This window comes from Magnetospirillum sp., from assembly GCA_027532905.1.
GTDB lineage: Bacteria > Pseudomonadota > Alphaproteobacteria > CACIAM-22H2 > CACIAM-22H2 > Tagaea.
In genome coordinates this window covers 668,559-692,975 of the sequence record JAPZUA010000001.1, presented here as the reverse complement: position 1 = coordinate 692,975, position 24,417 = coordinate 668,559, and the positions used below count along the sequence as shown (strand labels likewise).

At 65.8% G+C, this 24,417-nt stretch carries 26 protein-coding genes; 9 read left to right on the top strand and 17 right to left on the bottom strand.

What is annotated here, in order from left to right:
* Positions 1–8: 8 nt before the first annotated feature.
* The 8 genes from O9320_03310 to rfaD form a co-directional block, all read right to left on the bottom strand.
* The gene (locus O9320_03310; GenBank protein MCZ8309855.1) at positions 9–347 is read right to left on the bottom strand and encodes a tRNA-binding protein; all 339 of its coding nucleotides are present in this window, start codon (positions 345–347) and stop codon (positions 9–11) included.
* A gap of 71 nt (positions 348–418) precedes the next feature.
* Positions 419–865, bottom strand: a complete 447-nt coding sequence (locus O9320_03305) for a phasin family protein (GenBank protein MCZ8309854.1) — start codon at positions 863–865, stop codon at positions 419–421.
* A gap of 158 nt (positions 866–1,023) precedes the next feature.
* Positions 1,024–1,677 (bottom strand): hypothetical protein, encoded by a 654-nt coding sequence (locus tag O9320_03300; protein ID MCZ8309853.1) that lies wholly within the window; start codon positions 1,675–1,677, stop codon positions 1,024–1,026.
* Between the two features lie 72 nt (positions 1,678–1,749).
* Positions 1,750–2,526 carry a hypothetical protein gene (locus tag O9320_03295; protein ID MCZ8309852.1) on the bottom strand — a complete coding sequence of 259 codons (777 nt, stop codon included), beginning with the start codon at positions 2,524–2,526 and terminating at the stop codon, positions 1,750–1,752.
* 110 nt (positions 2,527–2,636) lie between these two features.
* Positions 2,637–3,404 (bottom strand): peptidoglycan editing factor PgeF, encoded by a 768-nt coding sequence (gene pgeF, locus O9320_03290; protein ID MCZ8309851.1) that lies wholly within the window; start codon positions 3,402–3,404, stop codon positions 2,637–2,639.
* A 7-nt stretch (positions 3,405–3,411) separates the two neighbouring features.
* Positions 3,412–4,524, bottom strand: coding sequence for an SAM-dependent methyltransferase (locus O9320_03285; protein ID MCZ8309850.1), 1,113 nt, complete (start codon positions 4,522–4,524; stop codon positions 3,412–3,414).
* Positions 4,491–5,282: a prolipoprotein diacylglyceryl transferase gene (gene lgt / locus O9320_03280; protein MCZ8309849.1), complete on the bottom strand. Its 792-nt coding sequence runs from the start codon at positions 5,280–5,282 to the stop codon at positions 4,491–4,493. Before lgt ends, O9320_03285 begins: the two co-directional genes overlap by 34 nt.
* A complete protein-coding gene (rfaD, locus tag O9320_03275) occupies positions 5,283–6,272 on the bottom strand; it encodes an ADP-glyceromanno-heptose 6-epimerase (protein MCZ8309848.1) in 990 nt (329 codons plus the stop codon).
* A gap of 112 nt (positions 6,273–6,384) precedes the next feature.
* Between rfaD and O9320_03270 the strand changes: the two genes are divergently transcribed.
* Together O9320_03270 and O9320_03265 are read left to right on the top strand one after the other, a co-directional pair.
* Positions 6,385–6,666 (top strand): accessory factor UbiK family protein, encoded by a 282-nt coding sequence (locus O9320_03270; GenBank protein MCZ8309847.1) that lies wholly within the window; start codon positions 6,385–6,387, stop codon positions 6,664–6,666.
* Between the two features lie 202 nt (positions 6,667–6,868).
* Positions 6,869–7,375, top strand: a complete 507-nt coding sequence (locus tag O9320_03265; GenBank protein MCZ8309846.1) for a YbjN domain-containing protein — start codon at positions 6,869–6,871, stop codon at positions 7,373–7,375.
* A 15-nt stretch (positions 7,376–7,390) separates the two neighbouring features.
* Here O9320_03265 and O9320_03260 read toward each other — a convergent pair whose 3' ends face one another.
* Positions 7,391–8,053, bottom strand: coding sequence for a 2OG-Fe(II) oxygenase (locus tag O9320_03260; GenBank protein MCZ8309845.1), 663 nt, complete (start codon positions 8,051–8,053; stop codon positions 7,391–7,393).
* A gap of 5 nt (positions 8,054–8,058) precedes the next feature.
* On the bottom strand, positions 8,059–8,895 hold the full coding sequence (locus O9320_03255; protein MCZ8309844.1) for a nitroreductase family protein: 837 nt from the start codon (positions 8,893–8,895) through the stop codon (positions 8,059–8,061).
* Positions 8,896–9,047: 152 nt separating this feature from the next.
* Between O9320_03255 and O9320_03250 the strand changes: the two genes are divergently transcribed.
* Both O9320_03250 and fdrA read left to right on the top strand, forming a co-directional pair.
* On the top strand, positions 9,048–10,466 hold the full coding sequence (locus O9320_03250; protein MCZ8309843.1) for a DUF1116 domain-containing protein: 1,419 nt from the start codon (positions 9,048–9,050) through the stop codon (positions 10,464–10,466).
* Complete coding sequence (gene fdrA, locus O9320_03245; protein MCZ8309842.1) at positions 10,466–11,980, top strand: acyl-CoA synthetase FdrA; 1,515 nt, start codon at positions 10,466–10,468, stop codon at positions 11,978–11,980. Before O9320_03250 ends, fdrA begins: the two co-directional genes overlap by 1 nt.
* Here fdrA and O9320_03240 read toward each other — a convergent pair.
* On the bottom strand, positions 11,972–12,706 hold the full coding sequence (locus O9320_03240; GenBank protein ID MCZ8309841.1) for a DUF2877 domain-containing protein: 735 nt from the start codon (positions 12,704–12,706) through the stop codon (positions 11,972–11,974). The genes fdrA and O9320_03240 overlap by 9 nt on opposite strands.
* 80 nt (positions 12,707–12,786) lie before the next feature.
* Here O9320_03240 and O9320_03235 point away from each other — a divergent pair, with 80 nt between their 5' ends.
* Positions 12,787–15,111, top strand: a complete 2,325-nt coding sequence (locus tag O9320_03235; GenBank protein MCZ8309840.1) for a xanthine dehydrogenase family protein molybdopterin-binding subunit — start codon at positions 12,787–12,789, stop codon at positions 15,109–15,111.
* Positions 15,108–16,031, top strand: coding sequence for a pseudouridine-5'-phosphate glycosidase (locus O9320_03230; protein MCZ8309839.1), 924 nt, complete (start codon positions 15,108–15,110; stop codon positions 16,029–16,031). Before O9320_03235 ends, O9320_03230 begins: the two co-directional genes overlap by 4 nt.
* Here the strand turns inward: O9320_03230 and arfB are convergent.
* Positions 16,028–16,447, bottom strand: coding sequence for an alternative ribosome rescue aminoacyl-tRNA hydrolase ArfB (gene arfB / locus O9320_03225; GenBank protein MCZ8309838.1), 420 nt, complete (start codon positions 16,445–16,447; stop codon positions 16,028–16,030). The genes O9320_03230 and arfB overlap by 4 nt on opposite strands.
* A 56-nt stretch (positions 16,448–16,503) precedes the next feature.
* Here arfB and O9320_03220 point away from each other — a divergent pair, with 56 nt between their 5' ends.
* From O9320_03220 to O9320_03210, 3 genes are read left to right on the top strand one after another with little or no spacing between them, the layout of a single operon-like run.
* On the top strand, positions 16,504–17,451 hold the full coding sequence (locus O9320_03220) for a glycosyltransferase family 2 protein (GenBank protein MCZ8309837.1): 948 nt from the start codon (positions 16,504–16,506) through the stop codon (positions 17,449–17,451).
* Positions 17,448–19,055: a hypothetical protein gene (locus tag O9320_03215; GenBank protein MCZ8309836.1), complete on the top strand. Its 1,608-nt coding sequence runs from the start codon at positions 17,448–17,450 to the stop codon at positions 19,053–19,055. Before O9320_03220 ends, O9320_03215 begins: the two co-directional genes overlap by 4 nt.
* Positions 19,052–20,509, top strand: coding sequence for an FkbM family methyltransferase (locus tag O9320_03210; GenBank protein MCZ8309835.1), 1,458 nt, complete (start codon positions 19,052–19,054; stop codon positions 20,507–20,509). Before O9320_03215 ends, O9320_03210 begins: the two co-directional genes overlap by 4 nt.
* Here the strand turns inward: O9320_03210 and O9320_03205 are convergent.
* From O9320_03205 to O9320_03185, 5 genes are read right to left on the bottom strand one after another with little or no spacing between them, the layout of a single operon-like run.
* Positions 20,436–21,203: a class I SAM-dependent methyltransferase gene (locus tag O9320_03205; protein MCZ8309834.1), complete on the bottom strand. Its 768-nt coding sequence runs from the start codon at positions 21,201–21,203 to the stop codon at positions 20,436–20,438. The genes O9320_03210 and O9320_03205 overlap by 74 nt on opposite strands.
* Positions 21,200–22,213 carry a glycosyltransferase family 4 protein gene (locus tag O9320_03200; protein ID MCZ8309833.1) on the bottom strand — a complete coding sequence of 338 codons (1,014 nt, stop codon included), beginning with the start codon at positions 22,211–22,213 and terminating at the stop codon, positions 21,200–21,202. The genes O9320_03205 and O9320_03200 overlap by 4 nt, the downstream gene beginning before the upstream one ends.
* A complete protein-coding gene (locus tag O9320_03195; GenBank protein ID MCZ8309832.1) occupies positions 22,210–22,614 on the bottom strand; it encodes a 6-carboxytetrahydropterin synthase in 405 nt (134 codons plus the stop codon). The genes O9320_03200 and O9320_03195 overlap by 4 nt, the downstream gene beginning before the upstream one ends.
* On the bottom strand, positions 22,607–23,569 hold the full coding sequence (locus O9320_03190) for a zinc-binding alcohol dehydrogenase (GenBank protein MCZ8309831.1): 963 nt from the start codon (positions 23,567–23,569) through the stop codon (positions 22,607–22,609). Before O9320_03190 ends, O9320_03195 begins: the two co-directional genes overlap by 8 nt.
* Complete coding sequence (locus O9320_03185) at positions 23,562–24,416, bottom strand: RibD family protein (GenBank protein MCZ8309830.1); 855 nt, start codon at positions 24,414–24,416, stop codon at positions 23,562–23,564. Before O9320_03185 ends, O9320_03190 begins: the two co-directional genes overlap by 8 nt.
* Position 24,417 lies beyond the last annotated feature (1 nt).

Here is a 24,417-nt window from a genome sequence, read left to right as displayed (position 1 = left end):
GCACTTCCTCAGAAAAGCTTGCCGCCATTGGGCACGGGCAGCGACGGGCCGATCAGCACGACCGCACCGTTCGCATCGGGAAAGCCCAGCGTGAGCACCTCGCTCATGAACGGGCCGATCTGGCGCGGCGGGAAATTCACCACGGCCGCGACCTGGCGGCCGACCAGGGTTTCGGGCGTGTAGTGCACCGTAATCTGCGCCGAACTTTTTTTGACGCCGATCTCGGGCCCGAAATCGATCTGCAGCTTGAAGGCGGGTTTGCGCGCTTGCGGGAAGGGCTCGACCGCAATCACGGTGCCCACTCGAATATCCACGCGCTCGAAATCGGCAAATCCGATCTGGTCCATCGCACCCGTCTCCACAACGAAAAAGGCCCCGCCGTTTCCGGCGGGGCCTGTCTCTTAGCACGAAGAAAAAATTACTTCTTCTTCGCGATGACCGTCTTGATTTCGTCGAGGCTCTCGGCGACGCGCTGCTGCACAACTTCCATCGCGTCGGTCTGCGACTTCGCCACGAGCTCGGCCAGTTCGCGCATGTTTACGACCGCGCGCTGGAAGGCGTCCTTGACGATTTCGGTCTGCTTGGCGGCCTTTTCTTCGGGGCTGCCGGCGGCCATCACTTCGCGCGCGGCCGACGAGGCTTCTTCCATCATCGAGCGGAAGATTTCCGACTGGCGGCGAGCGATCGCCTGCATGCTTTCGACGGCAAGCTGGTTGGCCTTGGCGAGCGCTTCGATGTTCTTGCGCTGCGTGGCAACCACGCCTTCCATATCGACGGCAGCGAACTTGAATTCGCCCATCTGCTTCGTCATGTCGAATTTGGACATGTCGAACATCTTTCCGAAGTCGAAATCGCCAAACGGCATCTTAGGGGTCCCCTTCATCATGGCGTGGTTCCTCTCGCAAGCAGGTGACTTTTTCACAGCTCGCAATCGGGCAAGCTTAAAGCTTGGGCAAAATGCCCCACGGAGTCGGACACGTCAAGCGAATTTGTGCAGTGCAGCAGAAATCCAGGCGCCCTTTATTAGGTCGGGCTGCTCTTCAAAAAGGCTGGAAAACTCGATGTCCAAGACTCAAGACGTCCAAGTTTCTTGTCCAGATCCGCCATGGTTTTTGCTGCATCTGCACTGTCGTCTTTGAGCCAAACGCGAAGGGTGCACAAATAGACGGCAGCTAAGGCATTGATCTTTAAAGGCCCTAGCAGCCCTGTGGTTTTTACCCCGGCGGCGTCACCCAGATACCGCATGCTGGCAACCAAGGCCGGACCCTGGCACAGGGTCGTGGCCGGATCGCGCGCCATGCCGTCAAGAATGCCCTGTACGGCATCGCGATAGGCCCCAAGCGCGTCGAAACGCCGCATCAGCAATTCGAACAGCCGATCTTTAACCGAGCCGTCCGCCTCGGCGGGGGTCGCCAGCATCGCTTCATCGATGCGCCGCGAGAAGGACGCCAACAGCGCCGATTTCGAGCGCACATGGCGCAGCATCTCGCCGAGCGTGAGCCCGGCCTCTGCGGCGATCTCGCCAAGGGCGATGTCGGTCCAGCGCCGCGTGGCGGCAAGGCGCAAGGCGGCGTCGAGGGCGCGATCTTCGATGCCGAGCGTCAAATCGGCGCTATCGGCTGCGGACGGGCCCGCCGACGAGGTCGCGTTTTTCGGTTTGGCGCGTTTGGCGGACATGGGGCTGCCTCGGCTGAAAAGGGACATTACTAGAGGTAGGGCGCCATTCGCCCGACGTCAATCGGGGTGCTGTCAATCGGGCCCAAGCCGCGCGCGCTCGGCAATGTCGAGAATGCCCTCGGCGGCGGCGGTGGCGATTTCGAACGACAATTCGGCCCATTGCCGCTCGATCGACACGCGCGGCACGTGGTTTTGCATGTCGACGCGGCCGAGTTCGACGCCGTTTTTGTCGCTCACGCGCCAGGCGACGGCCAGGCGGCGCGTCTCCGACCCCAGTTCGGCGATCGTGACCTCGCCTTCGACCGTGATCGTGTCGGCTCCCGGCGCATCGACGACGCGCAGGCCCGCGCGGCCCAGTTGGAAGGCAAGACTGCGCGCGAGCGCGTTCGCGTCGTTGGCGGGCGCACCGGTCACTTTGCCGACCAGGACCGCCGGCAGACGGCGCGCGATCGCGGTTTCGGGCTTCATTGCCAGCACGATCGCGCGCGCCAAGGGTTGCGCCAAAAAGATCCAACCTGCGGGCTGTTCGGGATTGGAGGGAAACGCACCGCGCGATTCGCCGTCGAAGAGATTGGTCCCGTCTTGATCGACGAGGCTTGCCGCCAGTGCGAGCCCCTCCGATGCCGGCAATGCCTGCAGATCGAGCACGAGGCTGTAGGGATTGCCGATGCGCGCATTGGCCGGAATGTCGGCTTCGCGCAATGCCTGGGCGACCGCCTCGGCCACGGCGCGACCTTGAGCCAACGGCAGGCCGGCCGCCGGGGCGACGACCACGCCGCCATGGTCGGTGAGACGCAGCAATGGGTTGGGGGCCTGGATTTTGTCGTCGGGCGCAAAAGGCCGCGGCACGGGTCCGCAGGCAACACAAAGCAAGGCGAGCAGTGCCGCCGCTAGGCGAAACACGATACGACCAGACCCAAAATCAAGATCAGCAGGAAGACCAGCAGGTAGGGCATGGCTCACGGCTCCAGAACGATCGCCGACAGGCCACGCCCGTAATCGGGCTCAGCCCTAAGGCAGCTGCGACGATAGCTGAAAAACCGATCGGATTCCGCGCACGTGTCGTTGCCGGTCGCTTCGATTTCGGCGATCCCGGCCGCTTCGAGCCTGGCCGCAACATAGCCCGGCAGATCGAACATGAATTTGCCAGGCACACGGCCGGGTGCGAAAAAGCGCGCTGCCGCCGGGTCGCGCGCCAGGAATGGGGCCGGAAACTCCGCCCCCACCTCGTAGCTTTGTTTGCCGATGCAGGGGCCGATACCGGCAACGATGCGCGAGGGGGCCGCACCGAGCTTCGCCATGGCGGCGATCGTGGCCTCCAATACGCCGCCAACCGCCCCCTTCCACCCGGCATGGGCGGCCCCGATCACGCGCGCTTGCGCATCGCAAAAGAGCACAGGCGTGCAGTCGGCCGCGAGGATGCCCAGCACCACGCCCGGCGTTTTGCTCACGAACGCGTCGGCCTGCGGGCGCGCATCGGCGGCAAGCGGCGCTTCGAGTTCGACCACGGCCGAGCCGTGCACTTGATAAAGTGTCGAGATCGCAGCGCCCGGCATATCGAGCAAGGCGGCAGCGCGCGCGCGATTTTCGAGCACGGCTTCCGGCGCGTCGCGCGAGCCGAGGCCGCAATTGAGCGAGCCGTAGATGCCCGTGCTCACGCCGCCATGGCGCGAGAAGAAGGCATGGCGCATGCCGTCTTGGCGGTTCAGCGATCCCAGCGTGACCAGCGACATGTCAGATTTCAAGCTCGGCGGCGAAACCCGGCGGCGGCGATGCACCTGCCGGGACGATGCAAACGACTTTGAACAACGTGCCCATTTCGCGCGGATCAAGCAAGCGCTGGCTGGCATTTGCAAGATCGCGCGCTTGGCGCGGTGCGGCCGATTTGAGCAAGCGCCCGAGGCGCACCGGCAGGCCAAGGCGTGTAAGGAAGGCGCCTTGCCCTACAATGCCGTAGCTCGCCGCCCCGCCGTCGCGTGCCGCCGCCATCAAAGCCGGGAAATCGACATGCGCCGTGAGATCGCATTCGCCCGGCTGGTCGAACACGTCGATTGGCTTGTGCTTGCGCAAGGCCTGCAGCGTGTCGCCCCAGCCCGAGACGGCCGTCCCGTAATCGATCGCAAGCGCCGCACCGCCATGCTCGGCAATGCGGGCACCCAAAGCCTGCGCAATCGCTTCGCCTGCGGGGCAGGTCTCGACGACGGCACCCTCGGGCGTTTGGGGGCGTGCGAAATCGACTTCGACCGCATCGCCCTCGACGAAGCCCAAGCGGCCTTCGTGCAAGCCCACGCGACGTTCGTGCCAGGCGGCACCGCGGCGCACATGCTGGCGTACGGGCAAAGCGTCGAAAAACTCGTTGGCGATCGCGAACAAGGGCGCATCGTTCGGCACGTCGGCAAGTTCGGCGTGCCAAGCGGGCGCGTAGGCACCTAAACGACGGCGCTGCTCGTCGCGCATTGGCACCGATATATCGACGAGATGTAGGCGCGCGGCTGCAACGAAGGCGGGCAGGGCTTGGCCTGCGGCGCGCAGCGCATCCTGCATCAATACGCCGCGCCCCGGCCCAAGCTCGATGAGGTTGAAACGCTGCGGCGAACCTTGCGCTTGCCATTGGTCGGCGAGCCACAGGCCGATCAATTCGCCGAACACCTGGGCGATCTCGGGTGCGGTTGTGAAATCGCCCGCCGCACCGATGGCGTTTGTGCGGCGGTAGTAGCCGAATTCTTCGTCGGCCAGACACGCGGCCATGTACGCATCCACCGGCAGCGGACCGCTTGCGGCGATGCGGGCGCCGAGTTTGCGCGCGAGTGCGCTCACGCGCGGCTGCTTGCCGTCGCGATCAGCCACGCACCGGCCGCCATCATCGGCAGCGACAGCAGCATGCCCATCGTCAGCGGCCCCCACAGGAAGCCCAGATGCGCATCGGGCTCGCGGAACAATTCGCCGATGCAACGCGCCACACCATAGCCCGCGAGAAAAGCGCCCGCGATCGCACCGGGGCGGTTGCGCCACTTCGAACTGTGCGTGAGCGCGTAGAGCAGCAGCAGCAGGCACAGCCCTTCGAGCCCGGCCTGGTAGAGCTGGCTCGGATGGCGCGGCTCAGGCCCGCCATGCGGAAACACCATCGCCCATGGTATGTCCGGTGCCGCACGCCCATAGAGCTCGCCATTGATGAAATTGGCGATGCGGCCGAAAAACAGGCCGATCGGAACGACAGCCGTGACGAGATCGCCCACGCGGAAGAGATCGAGCTTGTTGCGGCGCGCGAACAGCACGATCGCCGCGATGACGCCGAGCAGCCCGCCATGGAAACTCATGCCGCCGCGCCACAGCATCAAGGCTTCGAGCGGTTCGCCCAGATAGTAGCCGGGCTTGTAGAACAGCACATAGCCCAAGCGCCCGCCCAAGATGATGCCGAGTGTGACCCAGACGACAAAATCGTCGAGCTGTTCGGCTGTCATCGTGCGCAAGCGTCCCGCATTCAGCGACGCAGCATAGCGCCAGCCGCCGAGGATGCCGGCCACGTAGGCCAGCGCATACCAGCGCACGACGATGGGGCCCAGTTCCAGGGCGATGGGATCGATGGCGGGGAACGCGATCGCCATCTAGAGATACGGGTCCGCAGCGCTGAGATGGTTGCGCACATAGCGGCGCACGCCTTCTTCGAGCTCGGTGAAAGGTTTTGTGTAGCCCGCCTGGCGCAGGCGCGTGGTGCTCGCCTCTGTCAGATACTGGTATTTGTCGCGCATCGTTTCGGGCGTATCGCGCCAGGCGATGTTTGGCTCGGTTCCCGCCTCGCGATAGACGCAAGCGGCAAGGTCGATAAACGTGCGCGCCTTGCCGGTGCCGAGATTGAACAGGCCCGAGATCTGCGGATTGGCCTGCAGCCACAGCATCGCATCGACTGTGTCGCCGACCCAGATGAAGTCGCGCTTCTGCCCGCCATCGGGCACGCCCGGCTTGTGCGAGCGGAACAATTCGAACGGCGCCCCCTTGGCTGCATAGGGATAGATCTGGTGCACGACCGAGCGCTGCGCGCCCTTGTGATATTCGTTGGGGCCGTAGACGTTGAAAAATTTGAGGCCGACATGCTGGCGTGGCCGCTTGGCTTTGGAATCGGCCAAGGTGGCCGCGATGCGCCGATCGATGAAATGTTTGGACCAGCCGTAAGGATTGAGCGGGGCGAGCTTCGCAAGGGCGGCGGGCGACGGATCGTCGACGAAACCGAACCGGCCGTCGCCGTAGGTGGCGGCCGACGAGGCGTAGATGAAGGCAACGCCGGTGCCCGCACACCAATCCCACAGATCGAGCGTGGCGCGCACGTTGCTGTGCACGATTTCGTCGACGTCGGTTTCGGTCGTGCTCGAATTGGCCCCCATATGGAAGATCGTTTCGATGCGGCCTTTGTTGGCGCTGAGAAACGCGGGCAGGTCTTCGGGGCGCAGAAGATCGTGGAGATTGCGCTTGGCGATGTTGCGCCATTTGTCGCCGGTACCCATGCGGTCCACGCACACGAGCGGGCTCGAAAGCTTCGCCTCGAGTCCGGCCAGAAGATTGGCGCCGATGAAACCTGCCCCGCCCGTGACGACGATCATGGAATGTCCGTTTGTTGCCCGAAGATGCCGTGGGGTTAGAAGATGTTGGGGGGTTATAGGTGCTTGGCGCACGCCGTTGCAACAAGACGCATCTCGGGGCCATAATAGCGCTATGCAAACAGACAACCGAATCCTCGACGATCTTTCGCGCGCCGCCACCGGCGCCCTATCTGCTTTCGGCGCATTGCGCCAGGAAATCGACGCGCAAGCGCGCCTCGTGCTCGAGCGCTGGCTGCAAAGCCAGAATCTTGTGGCGCGCGACGAGTTCGAGGCGGTCAAGGAAATGGCCGCCAATGCGCGTCTCGAAAACGAGAGACTGGCAAGCCAGATCGAAGCGCTTGCGGCCGAACTCAATAGGTTGAAGGCCGCATCCGCCGCCGACTCATCGTCTTGATCCCGTCATATAGTGGCGGTCAGTGCCACCCCCACGCGTTATCTTGGGGGTAACTGCGAAATTTCATTGCTCCCTTGACTCGCGTTTGGCACGCTATCCCTTGTGTTCCTGCGTCGAGTCGCAACTTCCGGGTCAGGCCGGCGGGCAATTCGGGCGGGAACGCGAAAAGGTTCAATTTTGCGTTCCAGTGGGAGCCCACGGCATGGCCGACGTCTCGGTGCACCAGACTTCCGAAAACGCCGTCAACCCGCTCGACATCATCGAAGAAATCGTGACCGCGAACGAATGGCCGTGCGAGCGCGCGGCCGACGAGGAATTGGTCGCGCAAATTCCCGGCCGCTGGTGCGACTACCGGGTCTATTTCGCCTGGAACGAAGACATGAGTGCGCTGCATTTCTCCTGCGCGCTCGATCTGCGCTTGCCCAAGCATCGCCGCGGCGTGGTGACCGAGTTGCTCGCACTCGCCAACGAGCGCCTGTGGCTCGGCCATTTCGACCTGTCGGGCGAAGACGGGCTCCCGACCTTCCGCCATGCCGTACCGCTGCGTGGTGCGCGCGGGGCAACGGTCGAACAGATCGAAGATCTCGTGGACGTCGCACTCACCGAGTGCGAGCGGTTCTATCCGGCGTTCCAATACGTCGTGTGGGGCGGCAAGGACCCGGCCGAAGCTGTGGCCGCCGCCTGCATGGAGCCGATGGGCGAGGCGTAAGCGTCGCGTTTGGCTTCAGCCGAACGGGTTCAGCTTCTTCAGGAACGCCGACATTTTGTGGCGGCCTTCTTCGCGGTCTTTGGTCGCCTGGTCGACCATCCAATTCATTTGCAGAACGTGGCGCGGGCCTTCGTAGCTCGCATGGCCGTGCCACGCATCGCGCGTGCATTTGAAGGCGAGCATCGTGCCGTCCACCGGCGAAATCTCGGTCGTGTAGTTCTCGAGGCTTTCAGGACCGCGCAGCAGGCGCAGGCGCCCGCCCTGGTCCTGCCAGCCGCCGGTCGGCTTGTTGAGATAGAGCAGAACGGTCACGACTTTGGTTTTCGAATCCGTGTGGATCTGCCCGTCGCGCGCGCGGCAGCGGTCGCGGAACGTGATCATGGTCGGCAGGCCCGAAAGATCGAGATCGAGCTTCGCCGAAATCGCTTCGCGAAACGCGTCGCTCTCGAGTGCGGCGACAAGATCCTGTGCCGCCGGCTTCAGGCTCAAGGACGAGGTGGGAAAAGCACCCGGCTTGCCGATCTGCGGCCAGTCGCGATCGATGCGATCGACAGCTTCGCCACGCACGAAATTCGGCACGACCAGATGCAGGAACGGATCGTGCGACGCGGGTGTGGCCGACAGGGCCGCAAAATCGAACATCGTTTCGGCGGCCGTCGGGGCCAGGGCAGCGGTCATGGCGTTCAATCCAGTTTGAATCCGATAGCCCGAATATAGGCGCCGAAATCGCCGCGTTCCAGGTTCGCATATTGGCGCGCTTTGTCCTCGCTCCAGCCATAGGCAGCCGCCTCGCCGAAACGCGCAGGATCGCGCTGTGCGGCAAAAGGCCGCGTGCGGTTGCGGCGCGCATCGTACGTCTCGAGGGCGGCATCGAGATCGCCCTCGTCGTAGCGATCGGCGTGCACGCGCAAAGCTGTCGGCAAGCGCGGCGAAATGCGCACGGCCTCGCGGGGCCAGCCGACGCATAGGCCTGCGACCGGGAACACGCGCGCGGGAAGCCCGAGCAGGCGCGACACGTCGGCCGCCCGGTTGCGGATTGCTGAAATGGGACACGTGCCGAGCCCGACGAGGTCGGCCGCCGCCACGAACTGGGCGAGCGCAATACCGGCATCGACGGCGGCATTGAACATCGCATCGAGATGGTCGTTGGCGAATTCATGCCCCTGGCGTTCGTGCACGCGCATCTGGCGCCGATTGTTGGCGCAGAAAACGAGGAAGACAGGTGCCGCCGCAACCCACGGATTGCTGCCGCAATAGCCGTCGAGTGTTGCGCGCAGTGCTGGATCCTCGACCGCGACGATATCGGCCTGCTGCAAATCGGATTTGCTGGGGGCCGCAAGGGCGATCGCGCACAGCAAGCGCACGAGGGCGGGGTCTACATGTGCATCCGAATATCTGCGCACCGAGCCGCGCTCGGCCAAGGGGGCGAGGGCGGCGACGTTGGGCGTGTTGGGAATGGCAAAATTTTCGCCGAAGCGTTCGGCAAGGGCGGCAGCAAGGCGCGTGCGGGAATCGCTCATGGGTGCGAGCCTAACAGACCCTTGCCCGTCGGCGGCCTAAAAAGAGAAAACAGACCTGGAATCTGGGAATATTGTATTGGTGCTGCCGCGAGCCTTGCAAAAGCGACGGCCCCAAGCTTCACTCCCGCGCGCCTCCGGTTTAGGACATTTCAATGACTGTCGATTCGCTTCTCAAAACGCCGCTCCAAGTCGTCAATATCGGGCTCGAAAGCTTCGCCCGCGATTTGGCGGCCGCCGACATTCCGGTCGTCGATCTCGATTGGCAGCCGCCCGCGCGCGGCGATGCGGGGCTCGCCCGCCTGCTTGCCAAGCTCGACGGCGTGCCTGCCATCGAAGCCGCCAATGCCGAGGCGCTGAAACGGCTGCTTGCTGCCGATCCGGTTTTGATCGACGTGCAGGTTGCAGGCGACGTTTTGAACGGTCTTGAAGATCGCATGATCGGCCATGCCGGCCCGCCCATCCTGTGGGACCAAATGTGCGGGCCGCTTCGCGGTGCCATCCAAGGGGCCATTGTGCTCGAAGGCTGGGCGCCCGATCTTGAAGCTGCTGACAGCCTCGCCGCTTCGGGCGGCATCAAGTTTGTGCCGAACCATCATTTGGGTGCCGTCGGGCCGATGACCGGCATGATCACGCGCTCAATGCCGGTCCTAGTCGTCGAGAACCGCACTTTCGGCAACCGCGCCTACTGCACGCTCAACGAAGGGCTCGGCAAGGTCATGCGCTTCGGCGGCAACGATGCCGACGTGTTGAAGCGCCTGCGTTGGCTGGCGAGCGACCTCGCCCCCGCTTTGGCGGCTGCCTTGCGCGCCTCGGGCGGGCTCGGCCTCAAAAACATCATCGCGCGCGGCCTCACGATGGGCGACGAGATGCACCAGCGCAACGTCGCCTGCACGAGTTTGTTCGTGCGCGCGATGGCGCCGCATCTGGCGCGCGCAATTTCCGATCCCGCCAAGCTTGCGAGCGTGTTCGAGTTCATCGGCGGCAACGACCAGTTTTTCCTGAATGTCGCGATGGCGATGGGCAAGGCGATCGCCGATCCCGCCAAGGGCATCGCCAATGCCACGCTGGTGACCGCCATGTGCCGCAACGGCACCGAGTTCGGCATTCGCGTGGCCGCGACCGGCGAGCGCTGGTTCACGGCCCCGGTCGAACAGCCGACGGGGCTTTACTTCGCGGGCTATTCGGCCGCCGACGCCAATCCCGACATCGGCGACAGCGCGATCGTCGAAACGGTGGGCTTGGGCGGCTTTGCAATGGCGGCCTCGCCCGCCGTCGCGGGCTTCGTGGGGGCGGGTTCCGCGTCCGATGCGCTCGACATCACGCGCGCGATGATGGACATCGCCGTCGGTCGCAATCCCGACTGGACGATCCCCGGCCTCGATTTTGCGGGCACACCCGTCGGTATCGACATTCGCAAGGTCGTCGAAACCGGAATTGCGCCGACGATCAATACCGGCATCGCGCACAAGAAGCCGGGGATCGGCCAGGTCGGTGCGGGAACGGTCAAGGCGCCGCTCAAATGTTTCGACGAGGCACTTGCCGCCGTCGCCGAAATCATGGGGGTGGCGTGATGTCGGCCAAAGCCAATCGCATCCGCAAAGGTTTCTATCTCGACTCGGTCGCCCTCATGCGGCTGTCGCAGACTCTGTCGGCGCTGCCGGGTGTCACCTCGGCTGCCTTGATGATCGGCACGCCGTCCAATCTGCGCATCATGGAAGATGCGGGCCTGCTCGACGCGACGGGCCGTGCAGCGGGTGCCAACGATCTCGTGGTCGCGGTCAAGGCGGGCGATGCCAAGGCAGCCGACGCAGCTCTCGACGAAGCCGATGCGATGCTCGACCGGCCCAAGCACACGGCGCGCGGCGGAGCCGAGCGTCGGCCGCGGTCGATCGACGCCGCGATGCGCGCCCTTGGCGGCGGGACGTTGGCGCTGATCTCGGTGCCGGGTGCGTTTGCAGCCGCCGAAGCGCGCAAAGCGCTTGCGCGCGGCATGCATGCGATGATCTTTTCCGACAATGTCGGCATCGAAGAAGAACGCGCGCTGAAGCTCGAAGCGCGCGAACGCGGTCTTTTGGTGATGGGCCCGGATTGCGGCACGGCGATGATTGCGGGGACACCGCTCGCGTTCGCGAACCAAGTGCCGCAAGGGCCGATCGGCATTGTCGCGGCGGCGGGTACAGGCTTGCAGGAAGTGGCTTGCCTGATCGCGCGCGCGGGGGCCGGCGTTTCGCACGGTATCGGTACGGGCGGGCGCGATTTGTCCGAGCGCGTCGGCGGTCTTACGATGCTTTCGGCAATCGACGCGCTCGATGCCGATGAAGGCACTTCGCATATCGTGATTGTCTCGAAGCCGCCGGCTGCATCGGTCGCGGCAACCGTGCTGGCGCGCGTGGCCAAGAGCCCAAAGAATTTCACAATCTGTTTTCTGGGCGCGGACGGCGCGGGCATGCCCGCCAATGCGCGCTTTGCGCCCACGCTTGCGGCTGCTGCTGCCGACGCGGTTGCGCGCACGACTGGCGGGGCAGGTGTGGATGCGGGCTTCGACGTGGAGGCCAAAGCGGCCGAAGCGCGCGAGCATTTGGCACCTGCGCGGCGCTGGGTGCGCGGCGTCTATAGCGGCGGCACGTTGTGCGCCGAAGCGCAGCTGGTGCTGCGCGCGGCGGGTGAAGCGTTCTGGTCGAACGCGCCCGTACCCGGCGCTTTGCAGACGAAACCTGCCTCGGGCCACAGCTTCGTCGATTACGGGGCCGACGAATACACGGTTGGCCGCCCGCATCCGATGATCGATCCCACGGTGCGCGACGCAGCCCTTGCTCAGGCGCTCGAGGAATCGGGCGTGGCCGTCGTACTCGTGGATATCGTGATCGGCTTTGGCGCGCATGAAGATCCGGCCGGGGCCGCCGCGCGCGTCGTAGGCGCCGCCGGCGACCAGCGCCCGGCCGTGATCGCATCCGTGATCGGCACCGATCTCGATCCGCAGCATCGCGCCAGCCAAGTGCGCAAGCTCGAGCAGGCCGGCATTCTGGTGGCCCCGTCGAACGCGCGCGCGGCCGAGTTGGCGCTCGCGATTTCGCGCCTACGTTAAAACGGCCAGGATCCCGGCGAGCGCGTCGTAGCCCGAGCTGTGGCCGATCGCGTCGAGGGGGCTGAGTTCCGGCATACGCCCTCGCACGATATCGGCAAGGATCGTGTGCAGCGCTTGCGCGCCCATCCCGTCGAGGGCAGCAGATAAATGCGCGGCTGATATCACACTTGTGGCCGTCGCCATCCGCGCGCCCAGAAATTTGCGGAGCGCATCGGCGTCTTCCATCCGGCCGCAGGCGCGCAAGGCCAGCGCCGCTCCGCCAAGCGCGTCGTCGCCCGCCGGCGTGAGGCCGGGCCCAAGCCCGAGCAGATTCGCGAGGATCGGCGGTGTCGGCCCGCCTTGCCACAAAGCGAGGGCTGCAAGCGGGGCTTGGGCGGCTTCTTTGAAAGGATCGCCGTCCGGCGGGGTCAGCAAACCTTTGTCGCGCGGGATTGCCGCCGCCACGCGACGGCTGGCGGGTGCATCGAAGTGCGGCCACGGCGCGGGCCGCCAGATCGGCACATTGTTCAGATCAAAGCGCCACGCCGCCCCGACGTCCGGGATCGGCGGGCAGACGGCATAGAGGATGTTCAAGGGCCCCGCCCCCAGATCGGGGCCGCCGGCACAGGCAATGCGCCCCTCGGCGTCGGCCACATAGAAGCTGCGCTTGAATGCGGCGATCACGCGCCCCACTCTCACTTGCGCACCCGCCATGCCCGCCAGAATGATCGTTTTGCCGTTTCCCATCGCCGCCAATTCTAGCGCCATTGCATGCCGACAGGCGATTTGCCACAGTCGCCACTCCAAGGAAATTCGAGGGTCGTAAAATGAGCAAGTTCGGAAAAGCCCAGATGCCGCGCCGCGTCGAAGATGCCCGCCTGCTGAAGGGGGCCGGGCGTTATCTCGACGACGTAGCACTGGCGCGCCAGACCTACGGGTTTTTTGTGCGCAGTCCGCATGCACACGCCGAGATCCGCAGCATCGACGTTTCGGCCGCGCGCGACATGCCGGGCGTGATCGGCGTGTTCACGGGCGACGACCTCGCCGCCGCCGGTATCGGCAACGTGCCGTGCATGGCGCCACTCAAGAATCGCGACGGCAGTGCCTTCACGCCCCCGCCGCGCCCGGCTCTGGCGCGCGGTCGCGTGCGTTTTGCGGGCGAAGCGGTGGTACTCGTCGTGGCCGAGCGTGCGGAAGACGCGCGCGATGCCGCTGAAGCGGTCGTCGTCGACTACGAACCTTTGCCGGCCGTGGGCGACATTGCCGCCGCGGTCGCCCCCGGTGCCTCCGTCGTGTGGGAAAACGCCAAGGGCAATATCGCGTTCGACTGGACGATCGGCGACGAAGCCAAAACTAAGGCCGCGTTTGCGTCGGCGGCGAAGACCGTCGAGATCGATCTCGTGAACAATCGGCTCGTGCCCAACTCGCTCGAGCCGCGCGGGGCCATCGCCGACTATGCGCGCGGCGAAGACCGCCTCACGCTCTATTGCAGCACGCAAGGCGGCTTCGGCATGCGCAAGGTGCTGGCGGGCGAAATCTTCAAGATCCCGGAAAGCAAGCTGCGCGTTGTCACGGGCGACGTGGGCGGCGGTTTCGGCATGAAGATTTTCGTGTTCCCGGAATACGTGGCGTGCCTGTTTGCCGCTCGCGCCCTCGAGCGGCCGGTGCGCTGGATCTCCGACCGCAGCGAAGCCTTCCTCACCGACACGCACGGGCGCGACCATCTGACCAAAGCGCGCGCGGCCATCGACGCCGAGGGGCGCATTCTGGGCCTGCATGTGCAGACCAACGCCAATCTCGGCGCCTATTGCTCGCAATACAGCACGTTCGTTGCGACAGCTGCGGGAGCTTCGATGCTCGTCGGCGTCTATGCGATCCCGGCGGCGTTTGCCGAATACAAGGGCGTGTTCTCGAACACCGCTCCGGTCGATGCCTATCGCGGTGCGGGCCGGCCTGAGGCCAACTATGTGGTCGAGCGCGTGGTCGAAAAGATCGGCAAAACGCTGGGCCTGTCGCCCGCCGAAGTGCGGCGGCGCAATTTCATTGCACCCGCTGCGATGCCCTACAAGACCGCACTTGGCAACACCTACGACAGCGGCGAATATGCGCGCAATCTCGACGACGCGTTGGCGCGCGCCGACTGGAACGGGTTCGAAGCGCGGCGCGAGGCTTCCAAGAAGGCCGGCAAGCTGCGCGGCATTGGGCTTGCGATGTACACGGAAGTCTGCGGCGGCGGCGGCGACGAGTCCGCGCACATCCAGTTCGATCCGTCGGGCGGGGCGTTCGTGCGCGTCGGCAATCAGTCGAACGGCCAGGGTCATGAAACCGCCTATGCGCAGATCGTGTCCGAAGCGCTCGGCATTCCGCTCGACAAGGTGCGCGTCGTGCAAGGCGACACCGACGTCGCGATCTACAATGGCGGGACCGGCGGCAGCCGCGCGCTTGCCGTAACGGGCACCGCCGTGAGTCTCGCCGCCAAGGACGTGATCGCGCGCGGGCGCAAGCTTGCGGCCCATCTGATGGAAGCCGCCGACGCCGATATCGAGTTCGCAGACGGTTCATTCAAAGTGGCGGGTACGGACAAGGCGATCACCGTCGCCGAAATGGCCAAGACTTCGCACATGAAAGCGAAGCTGCCGCCCGACCAAGCGCTGGGCCTCGAAGGCCAGGCAACGCATCTGCCCAAGGGGGCGACGTTCCCCAATGGCTGCCACATCGCCGAAATCGAAATCGATCCCGACACGGGCACGGTGTCGTTCGAGCGCTACACGATCGTCGACGATTTCGGCAACGTGATGAACCCGCTGCTCGTGGAAGGCCAGGTGCATGGCGGCACCATCCAGGGGATCGGCCAGGCGCTGTACGAAGGCTGCGTCTACGATCCGGCGAGCGGCCAGCTTCTGACCGGCTCGTTCATGGATTACGGCATGCCGCGCGCCGACCAGATGCCGTCGATCGATTTCTCGTACAACGAGGTACCGTGCCTCAACAATCCGCTCGGCGTGAAGGGTGCGGGCGAGGCAGGTTCGATCGGCGCACCGCCCGCGGTCGTGCATGCGGTGCTCGACGCGTTGAAACCCTACGACGTCGCGCATATCGACATGCCCGCCACACCGCAGAAAATCTGGCGCGCCATCCACAAGGCCGCTTGACCCAGCACGTGCTGCCGCCCGATCTCGACATCGCACCGGAGGTCGCGGCGGCCTTGGCGGACGGCCAAGCGGTGGTCGCGCTCGAGTCCACCATCGTGGCGCACGGCATGCCGTATCCGCGCAATCTCGAAACCGCGTGGGCACTCGAGGCCGATCTGCGTGCCAAGGGCGTGGTGCCCGCAACGATTGCTATCATCGACGGGCGCTTGCGCGTCGGTCTCGATGCGCGCGCACTCGAATTGCTCGCGACGGGCCGCAATATCGCCAAAGCCTCGCGCCGCGATCTGGCGGCACTCGTTGCCACGCGCGCGCATGGGGCCACGACCGTTGCCGCAACGATGGCGATCGCGGCACTGGCGGGCATCGCGATATTTGCGACCGGCGGGATCGGCGGCGTGCATCGCGGGGCCGAAAGCACGATGGATGTTTCGGCCGATCTCTACGAGCTGGCGCGCACGCCGGTCGCCGTGGTGTGCGCAGGGGCGAAATCCATTCTCGATATCCCGAAGACGCTCGAACTGCTCGAAAGCCTCGGCGTGCCCGTGCTCGGCTATCGCACCGAAGATTTCCCGGCTTTCTATGCGCGCACGAGTGGGCGCAAAACCGACCGGCGTTGCGATACAGCCCAAGACGCCGCAAAGCTGATCGCCGCCCAGCGACGTTTGGGGCTCGGCGGCCTTCTCGTCGCCAATCCGATCCCGCCCGAATATGCGCTCGATGCCGACGCGATCGAACGCGAAATCGCTGCGGCGGTTGAGGCAGCTGCGGCATCCGGCATTGCGGGCGCGGCTCTCACGCCCTTTCTGCTGGGGCGCCTCAACGAAGCGACAGGCGGCACGTCGCTCGCCGCCAACATCGCGTTGGTACGCAACAACGTGGCCGTCGCGGGCGAGATCGCCTTGGCCTATGCGGCCCTTTAGTCGAGATCGATCGGTCCGCCGCGCGTCGCTTTCACGGTCGCGCGCGCGGCTTTCGAGGCAAGGCGGCGGCGCTTCGAGCCTTTGGTGGGCTTGGTGGCACGCCGGGGCTTCGGCTTGTGGCGCGCGGCACGCAGCAACTGGGCGAGCTTTTCGAGCGCGTCTTTGCGGTTCATCTCCTGCGTGCGATGGCGCGAGGATTCGACGATGAGATGGCCCTCGCCCGACACGCGCTTGCCCGCGATAGCCTTGAGCCGTTCGACGATCTCGGGCTCGAGGCGCGTGGCGCCGAGATCGACGCGCAATTCCACGCTCGTCGATACTTTGTTGACGTTCTGGCCGCCGGGACCACTGGCGCGCACGAAGCGCCAGGCAAGGTCGCGGTCGTCGAGGTCGAGTTCGGGAATCACGCGCGGCATGGGCAGCAGAGTCGCGCGGCTTGCGCAACGGCGCAAGCGCCTTTAGGAAGACGGCCATGTCCGGCGTCACGTTCCTTTGCACCGTCTACAACAAGGCCAAGTTCCTGCCCGACGTGGTGGCGGCGATCTGGCGCCAAGTGCCCGACCGGCCGCGCGAATTCCTGTTCGTGGACGACGGCAGCCGCGACGACTCGGTCGCGATCGTGCGCGCACTCACCAAAGACTGGCCCAATTGCCGCATCGTCGAGCAGCCCAATGGCGGCCCGTCCTCGTCCACGAACACGGGCATCAAGCTTGCGACCCAGACCTATCTGAAGCTCGTGGGCTCGGACGACGTGCTGGCACCCTACGCTACGCAGCGCCTGATCGACGTGATGGAGGCGACGCGCACCGGTGGTGTTTTCGGACGTATCGGCTTCTACAGCGATCCGGCCGAAATCCGCTTCGACGAAGCGGCTGCCGCCGCCACGGTCCCAACCGTGCCCAAAGACGCGCTCGCTGAGGTCATTCGCTACGGCGTCTCGGGCACGTCGCCGACCTTGTTTCGCACGTCGATCGTGCAGGCGGCGGGCGGCTGCGATCCCGAATTGTTCGTCGAGGATTTTGCGTTGGCCTTGCGCGTGGCGCGGCTTGCCGCGATCGCTCGCTTCGAGCACATCGTCACGTGGGGGCCGGCCGCCGACGACACGCGCATCATGGTCGGCCAAGGGCACCAGGCGCACCACGATTTCGCGTTGGCCCTCGTGCATTTCCTGCGACAGCATCCCGAACTCGCCGAAACCTACGGCGAGCTTGCCTGCCGCCGTGCCGCGGGCCGTGCCTGGAAATATGCGCGGCGTGCGGCGGGCCTCGGCTGGACGAGCCGCTATCCGTGGCTCAATCTGCAAAGCTATCTGTGCTCGCCCCGCGATGCGGCCTCGTTCATCGAGAAGACGATGCCGGTCTATCATCTGGGGGCCGGGCCTGCTTTGAAGCCCATCATCCGCGTACCGAGACGGCCATGAAACCGCGCAGCCGCCGGCCGCCCGGCCTGATCGCCACGCTCGTTGCGATCGTGTTTTTGAATCTGCTGTTTTCGTCGGGCGACTTCGTCGAACAGCCGTTGCAAATGCTGCCCTCTGCCGTCGCGGTCGAGTTGCTCGTCATTGTCGCGGTGTTTTTCGTCGTCGGGCGGCCGCAGGGGCTGCTGCTGTGGGGCCTTGCGGCGTTGAGCCTTGCGGCGTTTGCGTTGCGCGCCACAGCCGTTGCGATCCCGTGGTTCTTCGGGCGCGATCTCAACGTCGCGGTCGATGCGCGCTTCGTGCCGTTTTTTGTGCAGCTCTTGGCCAATTCGATGCCAGCCTTCGAGTTTGCGGCATTGGCGTTGCTGCTTTTCGGCGTGGTGCTGGCGGCGGTGGCACTTGTACAGACCGCCTTGCACACCGTTTCGCGCGCGGTCGAGCTGCAAGGCTGGCCCGGCTTGGCGCTCGGGCTTGCGGCCCTCGTCGCAGGCTGGGCGGCAATGCCCAACGCGCCGTCCACGCCGGACGAACGGCCGATCGTGTCGCGCGACGCGTCGCTGGCGGTCGTGCAGGCTTTCGATGCCGTGCTGCGTGCCGAAGGTTTGCGCGGAGCGCACCGCGCGCGCATCGATGCTGCCCAAGCCGCGCTGCCGGATAAAAGCGACTTTGCCGCACTTGGGCAGCGCAACGTTGTGCTGATCTTTGTCGAATCCTACGGTGCGATCACCGCGCGCGATCCCGTCTTCGCTGCGACGATGGATCCGCTGCGCAGCCGCCTGCAAGGCCTGCTCGAACAGGCGGGCTTGGCAACTGCGACGGGCTTGGTGCGCTCGCCCATCACCGGCGGCGGTTCGTGGATGGGGCACGGCACCTTGCTCGCGGGTGTGAAGATCGCGGCGCAAGACGCCTACGAGGTGATGCTTGTCTCGCGGTCGCGCACGCTCGCCCATCGCCTCGGCGAGGCGGGCTACCGCACGCTCGCCTTGATGCCGCGCATGGACCAGCCTTGGCCCGAAGGGCGCCTGCTCGGTTTTGCGCAGATCCGCAACCAGCTCGATCTCGGCTATCGCGGTCCGCGCTTTGCGTGGGAGTCGCTGCCCGACCAATGGGTGCTCGATTGGTTCGCGCGCAACGAACTGCAGCCAGCACCGCTCTTCGCCAAAATCGTGCTCGCCTCGAGCCACACGCCGTTCGAGCGCGTGCCCGCTTTCTTGGACGATTGGTCCGCGTTCGCGAAGGCCGATCCCTACAAAGATCTGCCGGTGCGCGAATTTCCGGTGCGCATGGGCCAAGTGTTCGACCAGGATGCGGGCTATCTTGCGGCCGTTGCCTATTCGCTCGAATCGGCCGTGCGCTTTGCTGCCGACCGCACGGACGACGAAACTTTGTTCATCGTCCTGGGCGACCATCAACCCCCGCTGACGACCGCGCGCCGTACCGGCGATTTCTCAGTTCCGATCCATGTTTTCTCGCGCGCGCGCGAATTGATCGAACCTTTCGAAGCGCGCGGCTACGTGCCGGGTTTCGCCGTACCGCCGGGCGCGGCGACGGCCGGCATGGAGGATTTCCTGGCCGGATTCCTCGCCGATTTCGGAACCGCGAAATGACACGCACCGCGTCGTTGCGACGTCTGGCGTGGATTGCGGCAGCGGTTCTGTTCGCGACCCTTCCCATCGTGGGGATCGTCGGCGTTGCAGCAAGCCTTTTGGGCCTATGCGTGCTGTGGGTAGGCGTGCGGCTTGGTCTTGCCGACCATCCGCATAAGCGCTTCGGCCTTGCCAATTGCGTGACCTGGGCGCGCGGTGCCTTCGTATGTTTCCTTGCAGGCCTCCTGTGCGTGCCGGAACTTGACGTGGGCGCGCGTTGGATTTTGGTCGCTGCCGGTGCGGCTGTGCTCGCGCTCGACGGCGTGGATGGTTGGATCGCGCGCCGCCGCGCCGAGACGTCTGCGTTCGGCGCGCGCTTCGACATGGAAACCGACAGCGCCTTCATGCTGGCGCTGTGCCTGCTGGCCGCACGTTTCGGCGAGGCGGGTCTGTGGGTCGTGCTGCTCGGTTTGCCGCGCTACGTGTTCGTGGCCGCCGCATGGCGCTACCCGTTTCTGGCCGAGCCTTTGCCCCACAGCGAGCGGCGCCGCATCGTGTGCGTGCTGCAGGGCATTGCCGCCCTCGCCGCGTTGAGCCCGCTATCCGTCGGCCCGCTCGTGGGGGCGGTGGGGCTCGCGATTCTGCTGTGGTCGTTTGCGGTCGATGTGCGGTTTTTGTGGGCGAATGCGACGAGCCGCGCACCCGTCGCGTTTGCGGCCCGTCTGTTCGGGTTGCTGCGCTCGCTTGCGATCTACCATGCGATTCCAGGCCGTGCGGGCCAGCTCGACCGTTTCTATGCGCGTTTCGTGCGGCCCGGTTCGCTGGCGATCGATGTGGGTGCCCATGCCGGCAATCGCGTGGCATCGTGGCGGCGGTTGGGTGCCCGCGTCGTTGCGGTTGAACCGCAGCCTGTCTTCGCCGATCTCCTGCGCCGCTTTTTCCTCGACGATCCGGCCGTGCGGATCGAAGAAAAACTGCTCGATGCGACGCCCGGCACGGTGGCGCTGCACTTAAGCGACCGATATCCCACGCTTGCGACGGCGAGCGGCGATTTCATGCGCGCGGCGGCCGCAGCCAAATCTTTCCAAGGCGTGGCGTGGGAGCGCGTGCTGGCGGCCGAAGCCACCACACTCGATGCGCTGATCGCGCGCGAGGGCATGCCCGACTTCATCAAGATCGATGTTGAAGGGGCAGAGCCGCGCGTGCTCGCCGGCTTGAGCCACGCTGTGGCGGCCCTGTCGTTCGAATATGTACCGGCGGCCAAGGATGCGGCCATTGCCTGCATCGATCGGCTCGAGAAATTGGGTACCTATCGCTTCAATCGCTCGACCGGCGAAAGCCAGCGCCTCGTGCTGCCGGACTTCGTCTCGGCAGCCGACATGCGCGGCTGGCTTGCATGTCTCAGCCCGGACGACAAATCGGGCGACGTCTATGCCGAACGGCAAACAGATCGCGGTGGCCAACCTTCAGCGTGAGTTGGCCCGCCGCCAATTGGCGTGCGCGCACGCGCCGCCAATCCTTTAGGTCGAGCGACGGATCGGCTTCGCAGGCAGCCGCCGCAATGCCGTCGAGTGTGGCTTCGAGCAGCTTCCCGCTCGGCAGCTGCCAGTCGCTCGCCGCAAGTTCGACGCGATAGCCCGCACGAGCCGCAAGCTGTGCCAGCGCTGCAGGTGCCGCACCGCCGAGTGCCGGGCCGAGGCCTTTGAAGCGGCACTGGTGGCGCGCAAAGCCTGCGAACAGGGCCGCATCGTCGCGATGCTTTGGGGCAAGTTCGTGGCGCCCGTCGACGGCGAGGCCCATCAGCAAGGGTTTGCCGCGCGCGGCGCGCAGCAGTTTGTGCAGCCATGCGGCGCCGACAAGATCGATCAGGGCGCTCGACACGTAGGCGTCAGCGTGCGGCAATTTTGCGCCAAGGCTGCGGCGGATTTTCTGCGCGCGCACTGGGGCTTGGGCGAGCAAGCGTGCATCGCCTTCGACCAAGCGCCAGCGTGCGTGCGGCGGCAGCAGCGGGCCAAGCCAGCGCATCATGGCTCCGGTACCCGATCCCAGATCGGCGACGCATGCGCGGCGCCTGAGCGCTTTTGCAAACGCGCGCGCGAGTTTTCGGCTGCGCGCGGCAGCATCGGCGGGCGCGCGAAGAGCGAGCCAATCGGCGGAGAAATCGCTCATCGTAGGCACGCCCATAGACGTGCGGCCTGTTGCGGCCACTCGGGAAAATGCAAAGTGGTGGCATTGCGCGCATAGCGCCGACGCTGCGGCCCCAGCAAGCGGCGCAAGGCGCGGCCGAGGAGTGCAACTTGGCCCGGTGGTGCGAGAATGCCTGCGCGCGCGGGCACGACGCTGGGTACCGCTCCTGCTGCGAGGCCAACGACGGGCAGGCGATGTGCTAGCGCTTCGGCGAACGCCATGCCGTAGCCTTCGTGGCGCGAGGCGAGGGCAAACAGATGCGCCGATGCGTAATGGCGGCCGAGTGCGTTGGCACTGCGCGTGCCCGCAAGCCGCACGCGGTGGCCCAAGCGCAGGCGCGCGATTTCGCTGCGCACGCGCGCGGCACAGGCCGGGTCGCGGTCGGTGGCGCCGACAAAATCCGCGCGCCATGCGATGTCGCGCACGTGGGCCAGAGCGCGCAGCAAGGCCACATGGTCTTTGCGCGGCGTGAGTGTGGCGACGCACAGCACGGTTGGTTTGCCGCGCCGCGCAAGCTTTGTGCGTGCGGTCGCCGTACCTGGCTCCACGACCGCGATCTTGGCGCCGTCCACGCCCATCGTGACCAGATCGCGGCGTGTGGCCGCACTCGTGGCGACGACCGCAGCAATCTTCGCAAGACGCGTTGTCTCGGCTGCGAGCCAGGCGCGCGCGACAGTCGGTTCCAATCCCGTTTCGAGGCCGAGCGGGTGGTGGATGAGGGCAACCGTGCGCTTGGACAAGGCGAGTCCGTCGAACGCCGGCAAAGCAAGCCCGTCGATCAGCAGCGTTTCGTCGCCGCGCGCGCGCGCGATGCAGGCCTTCGCGGCTTTGCGCGCGGCGTCGTCGCATACGGGATAGGTACCGGCAAGTTCTTCGACCGCGACGCGATGGCCTTGTTTACGCCACGCCGCAACCATGGCGGCTGCGTAGCGATAGCCGCCGGTCGCTTGGTCGAGCGGCCCGGGGATGGCCAAACGCAGGCTTACGCTCAAGACAGGCTGGCCTCGTAGGCTGCCCACGCAACCGGCGATTCGCGCAACGTGATCTTCATGCTCGGAAACAAACCGGCCGTCTGGGGGCCGAGTGCGTCGGCCGCGATCTTGCCTTTGAGAAGTTCGAAGACGAGGCCCGCCAGAAACTCGGTCGTGGTGTTCGTGTCTTTGAGCGGTTCGACGTCGTCGAGATTGCGGTAGTCGAGATCGTCGAGGGCGGCGCGCAGCAATTGGCGCATGAGGCCGATATCGGCGATGAGGCCGTAGCGGTCGAGGGTCGCGCGGCGCAATTCCCACTCGACCACGAAGGTCGCCCCGTGCACGCGCTGGGCAGGCCCGAAAATCTCGCCCTTGAAAGAATGCGCGATCATGATGTGGTCTTGGACGGTGAGGCTATACATCGACATCTCCATAAGCGACGAGCGGCAAGGGCGAGGCATTGGGTGCGGAAAGCAGCCGCGCATAATTTGCGGGGAGATCGGCAAAGCGCGTGGCTGTGCCCAGATCGAGTTGGAACGCAGGTTCGGCCAGCAGGCGCAATGCGAGCGCCAAACGCGTGCCGTAGCGATAATGCGCGCGGCGCGCGGTCGCGATACTGCCGACTTGGCTTGCTGCCAGCGTCAGGCGCTGCGAATGAAAGGCGCCGCCGAGCGGCACGCGCGGTGCGGCTTCGCCGTACCACGACATTTCGACGATCGTCGCTTCGAAGCCCGCGAGCTCGATCGCTTGCGCAAGTCCCGCCTCGCTGCCCGAACAATGGAACACCAGATGGCATCCGCCGGGGCAATCGTCTTGGAGCCCACCACGCGCGCGTGCGGCCTCCGACGGATCGAGGCCGTAAAGTTCGATGCCGGGCGTGGGTGCGAGCAGCTTTGCAAGGCAAAGCCCGACGGCGCCGAGGCCCACGATCGCGACACGGTCGCCGATGCGCGCGGGATAGTCCCACAGCGCGTTGAGGGCGGTCTCGAGATGGGCGGCGAGAGGCGCCGCCTGCAGCTTCAGGTTTGCAGGAAGCGGCAAGACGGCATCGGCAGGCACGTCGAAGACATCTTGATGCGGATGCAGCACAAAGACGTTTTCGCCGATGCGCGAAGAATTGCCCGCTTCGATCGTGCCGACCATACAGTAGCCGTATTTCACGGCCCCCGGCAGATCGCCGTCCTGGAAGGGTGCGCGCATGCGCGCATATTCAGAAGGCGGCACGCGACCTTCGAACACGAGCCGTTCCGTGCCGCGGCTGATGCCGCTGAATTTTGCGCGCACGCGCACATGGCCGGGCGCGAGGGATGGCAGCGTCGTGCGGCGTATTTCGCACTCGCCGGGGCCTGTTACCCACAAAGCGGCGGCCTCAGCCATCGCGCAGTTGGCACTCGAACAGCGTGTCCTCGCCCAGAGAAAAGCGCCGTGTGGGCGGGCGCAGCGCGTCGTCGAGCCGCTCGATCGGCGGCAGTTGGATCGACGGCCGCCCCGAGCCGATCACGAGCGGCGCGATGGCAAGCTGCAGCCGATCGACGCGGCCGGCAGCCATGAATTGCGAAACCGTCTTGCCGCCGCCTTCGACCAAGGCAAGGCGCACGCCGCGTGCGTACAATGCCGCCAGCAGCGCGTCGATATCCACGCCCTCGGCGACGCGCGGCAGCTCAAGCGTTTCGGCCCTGCCGCAGACGGGGCCGGGACCGCAGCGTGCCAGCAGCGTCGGCGGCGTTGGGTTCGCAAAGATGCGGCGCGCGGCCGGCGCACGTCCATCCGGATCGACGACGACGCGCAAGCGCGTCTGCCCTGCACAGCGGCGCACGGTGAGTTGCGGATCGTCGAGGGCGACCGTGCCCGCGCCCACGATCACTGCATCGGCGAGGGCGCGCATGCGGTGCAGATGCAAGAGGGCCGCATCGCAGTTCACATAGTGCGAATGGCCGGACAAAGTCGCGATGCGCCCGTCGAGGCTTTGGCCGAGCAGTGCCACGACCTGGGTGCGCGCGGTGCGCACACGGGCGGCCAAGAGCGGCACATAGATGTCGAAAATGCTTTGTGCGGCCGGCGTGAAGGGGCCGGCACATTGCCAACCGCCGTCTTCGGCCATCGCGAGGGGGCCGGCGCGCCCGACGTCACCGTCGGCAGCCTTGTTCAGCGCCAGCACCAGCTGCCAGGCGGCATCGGCATCGAGCGGGCGCGGAGCAGGGCGAATGGCGGGCGTGGCAAGCATG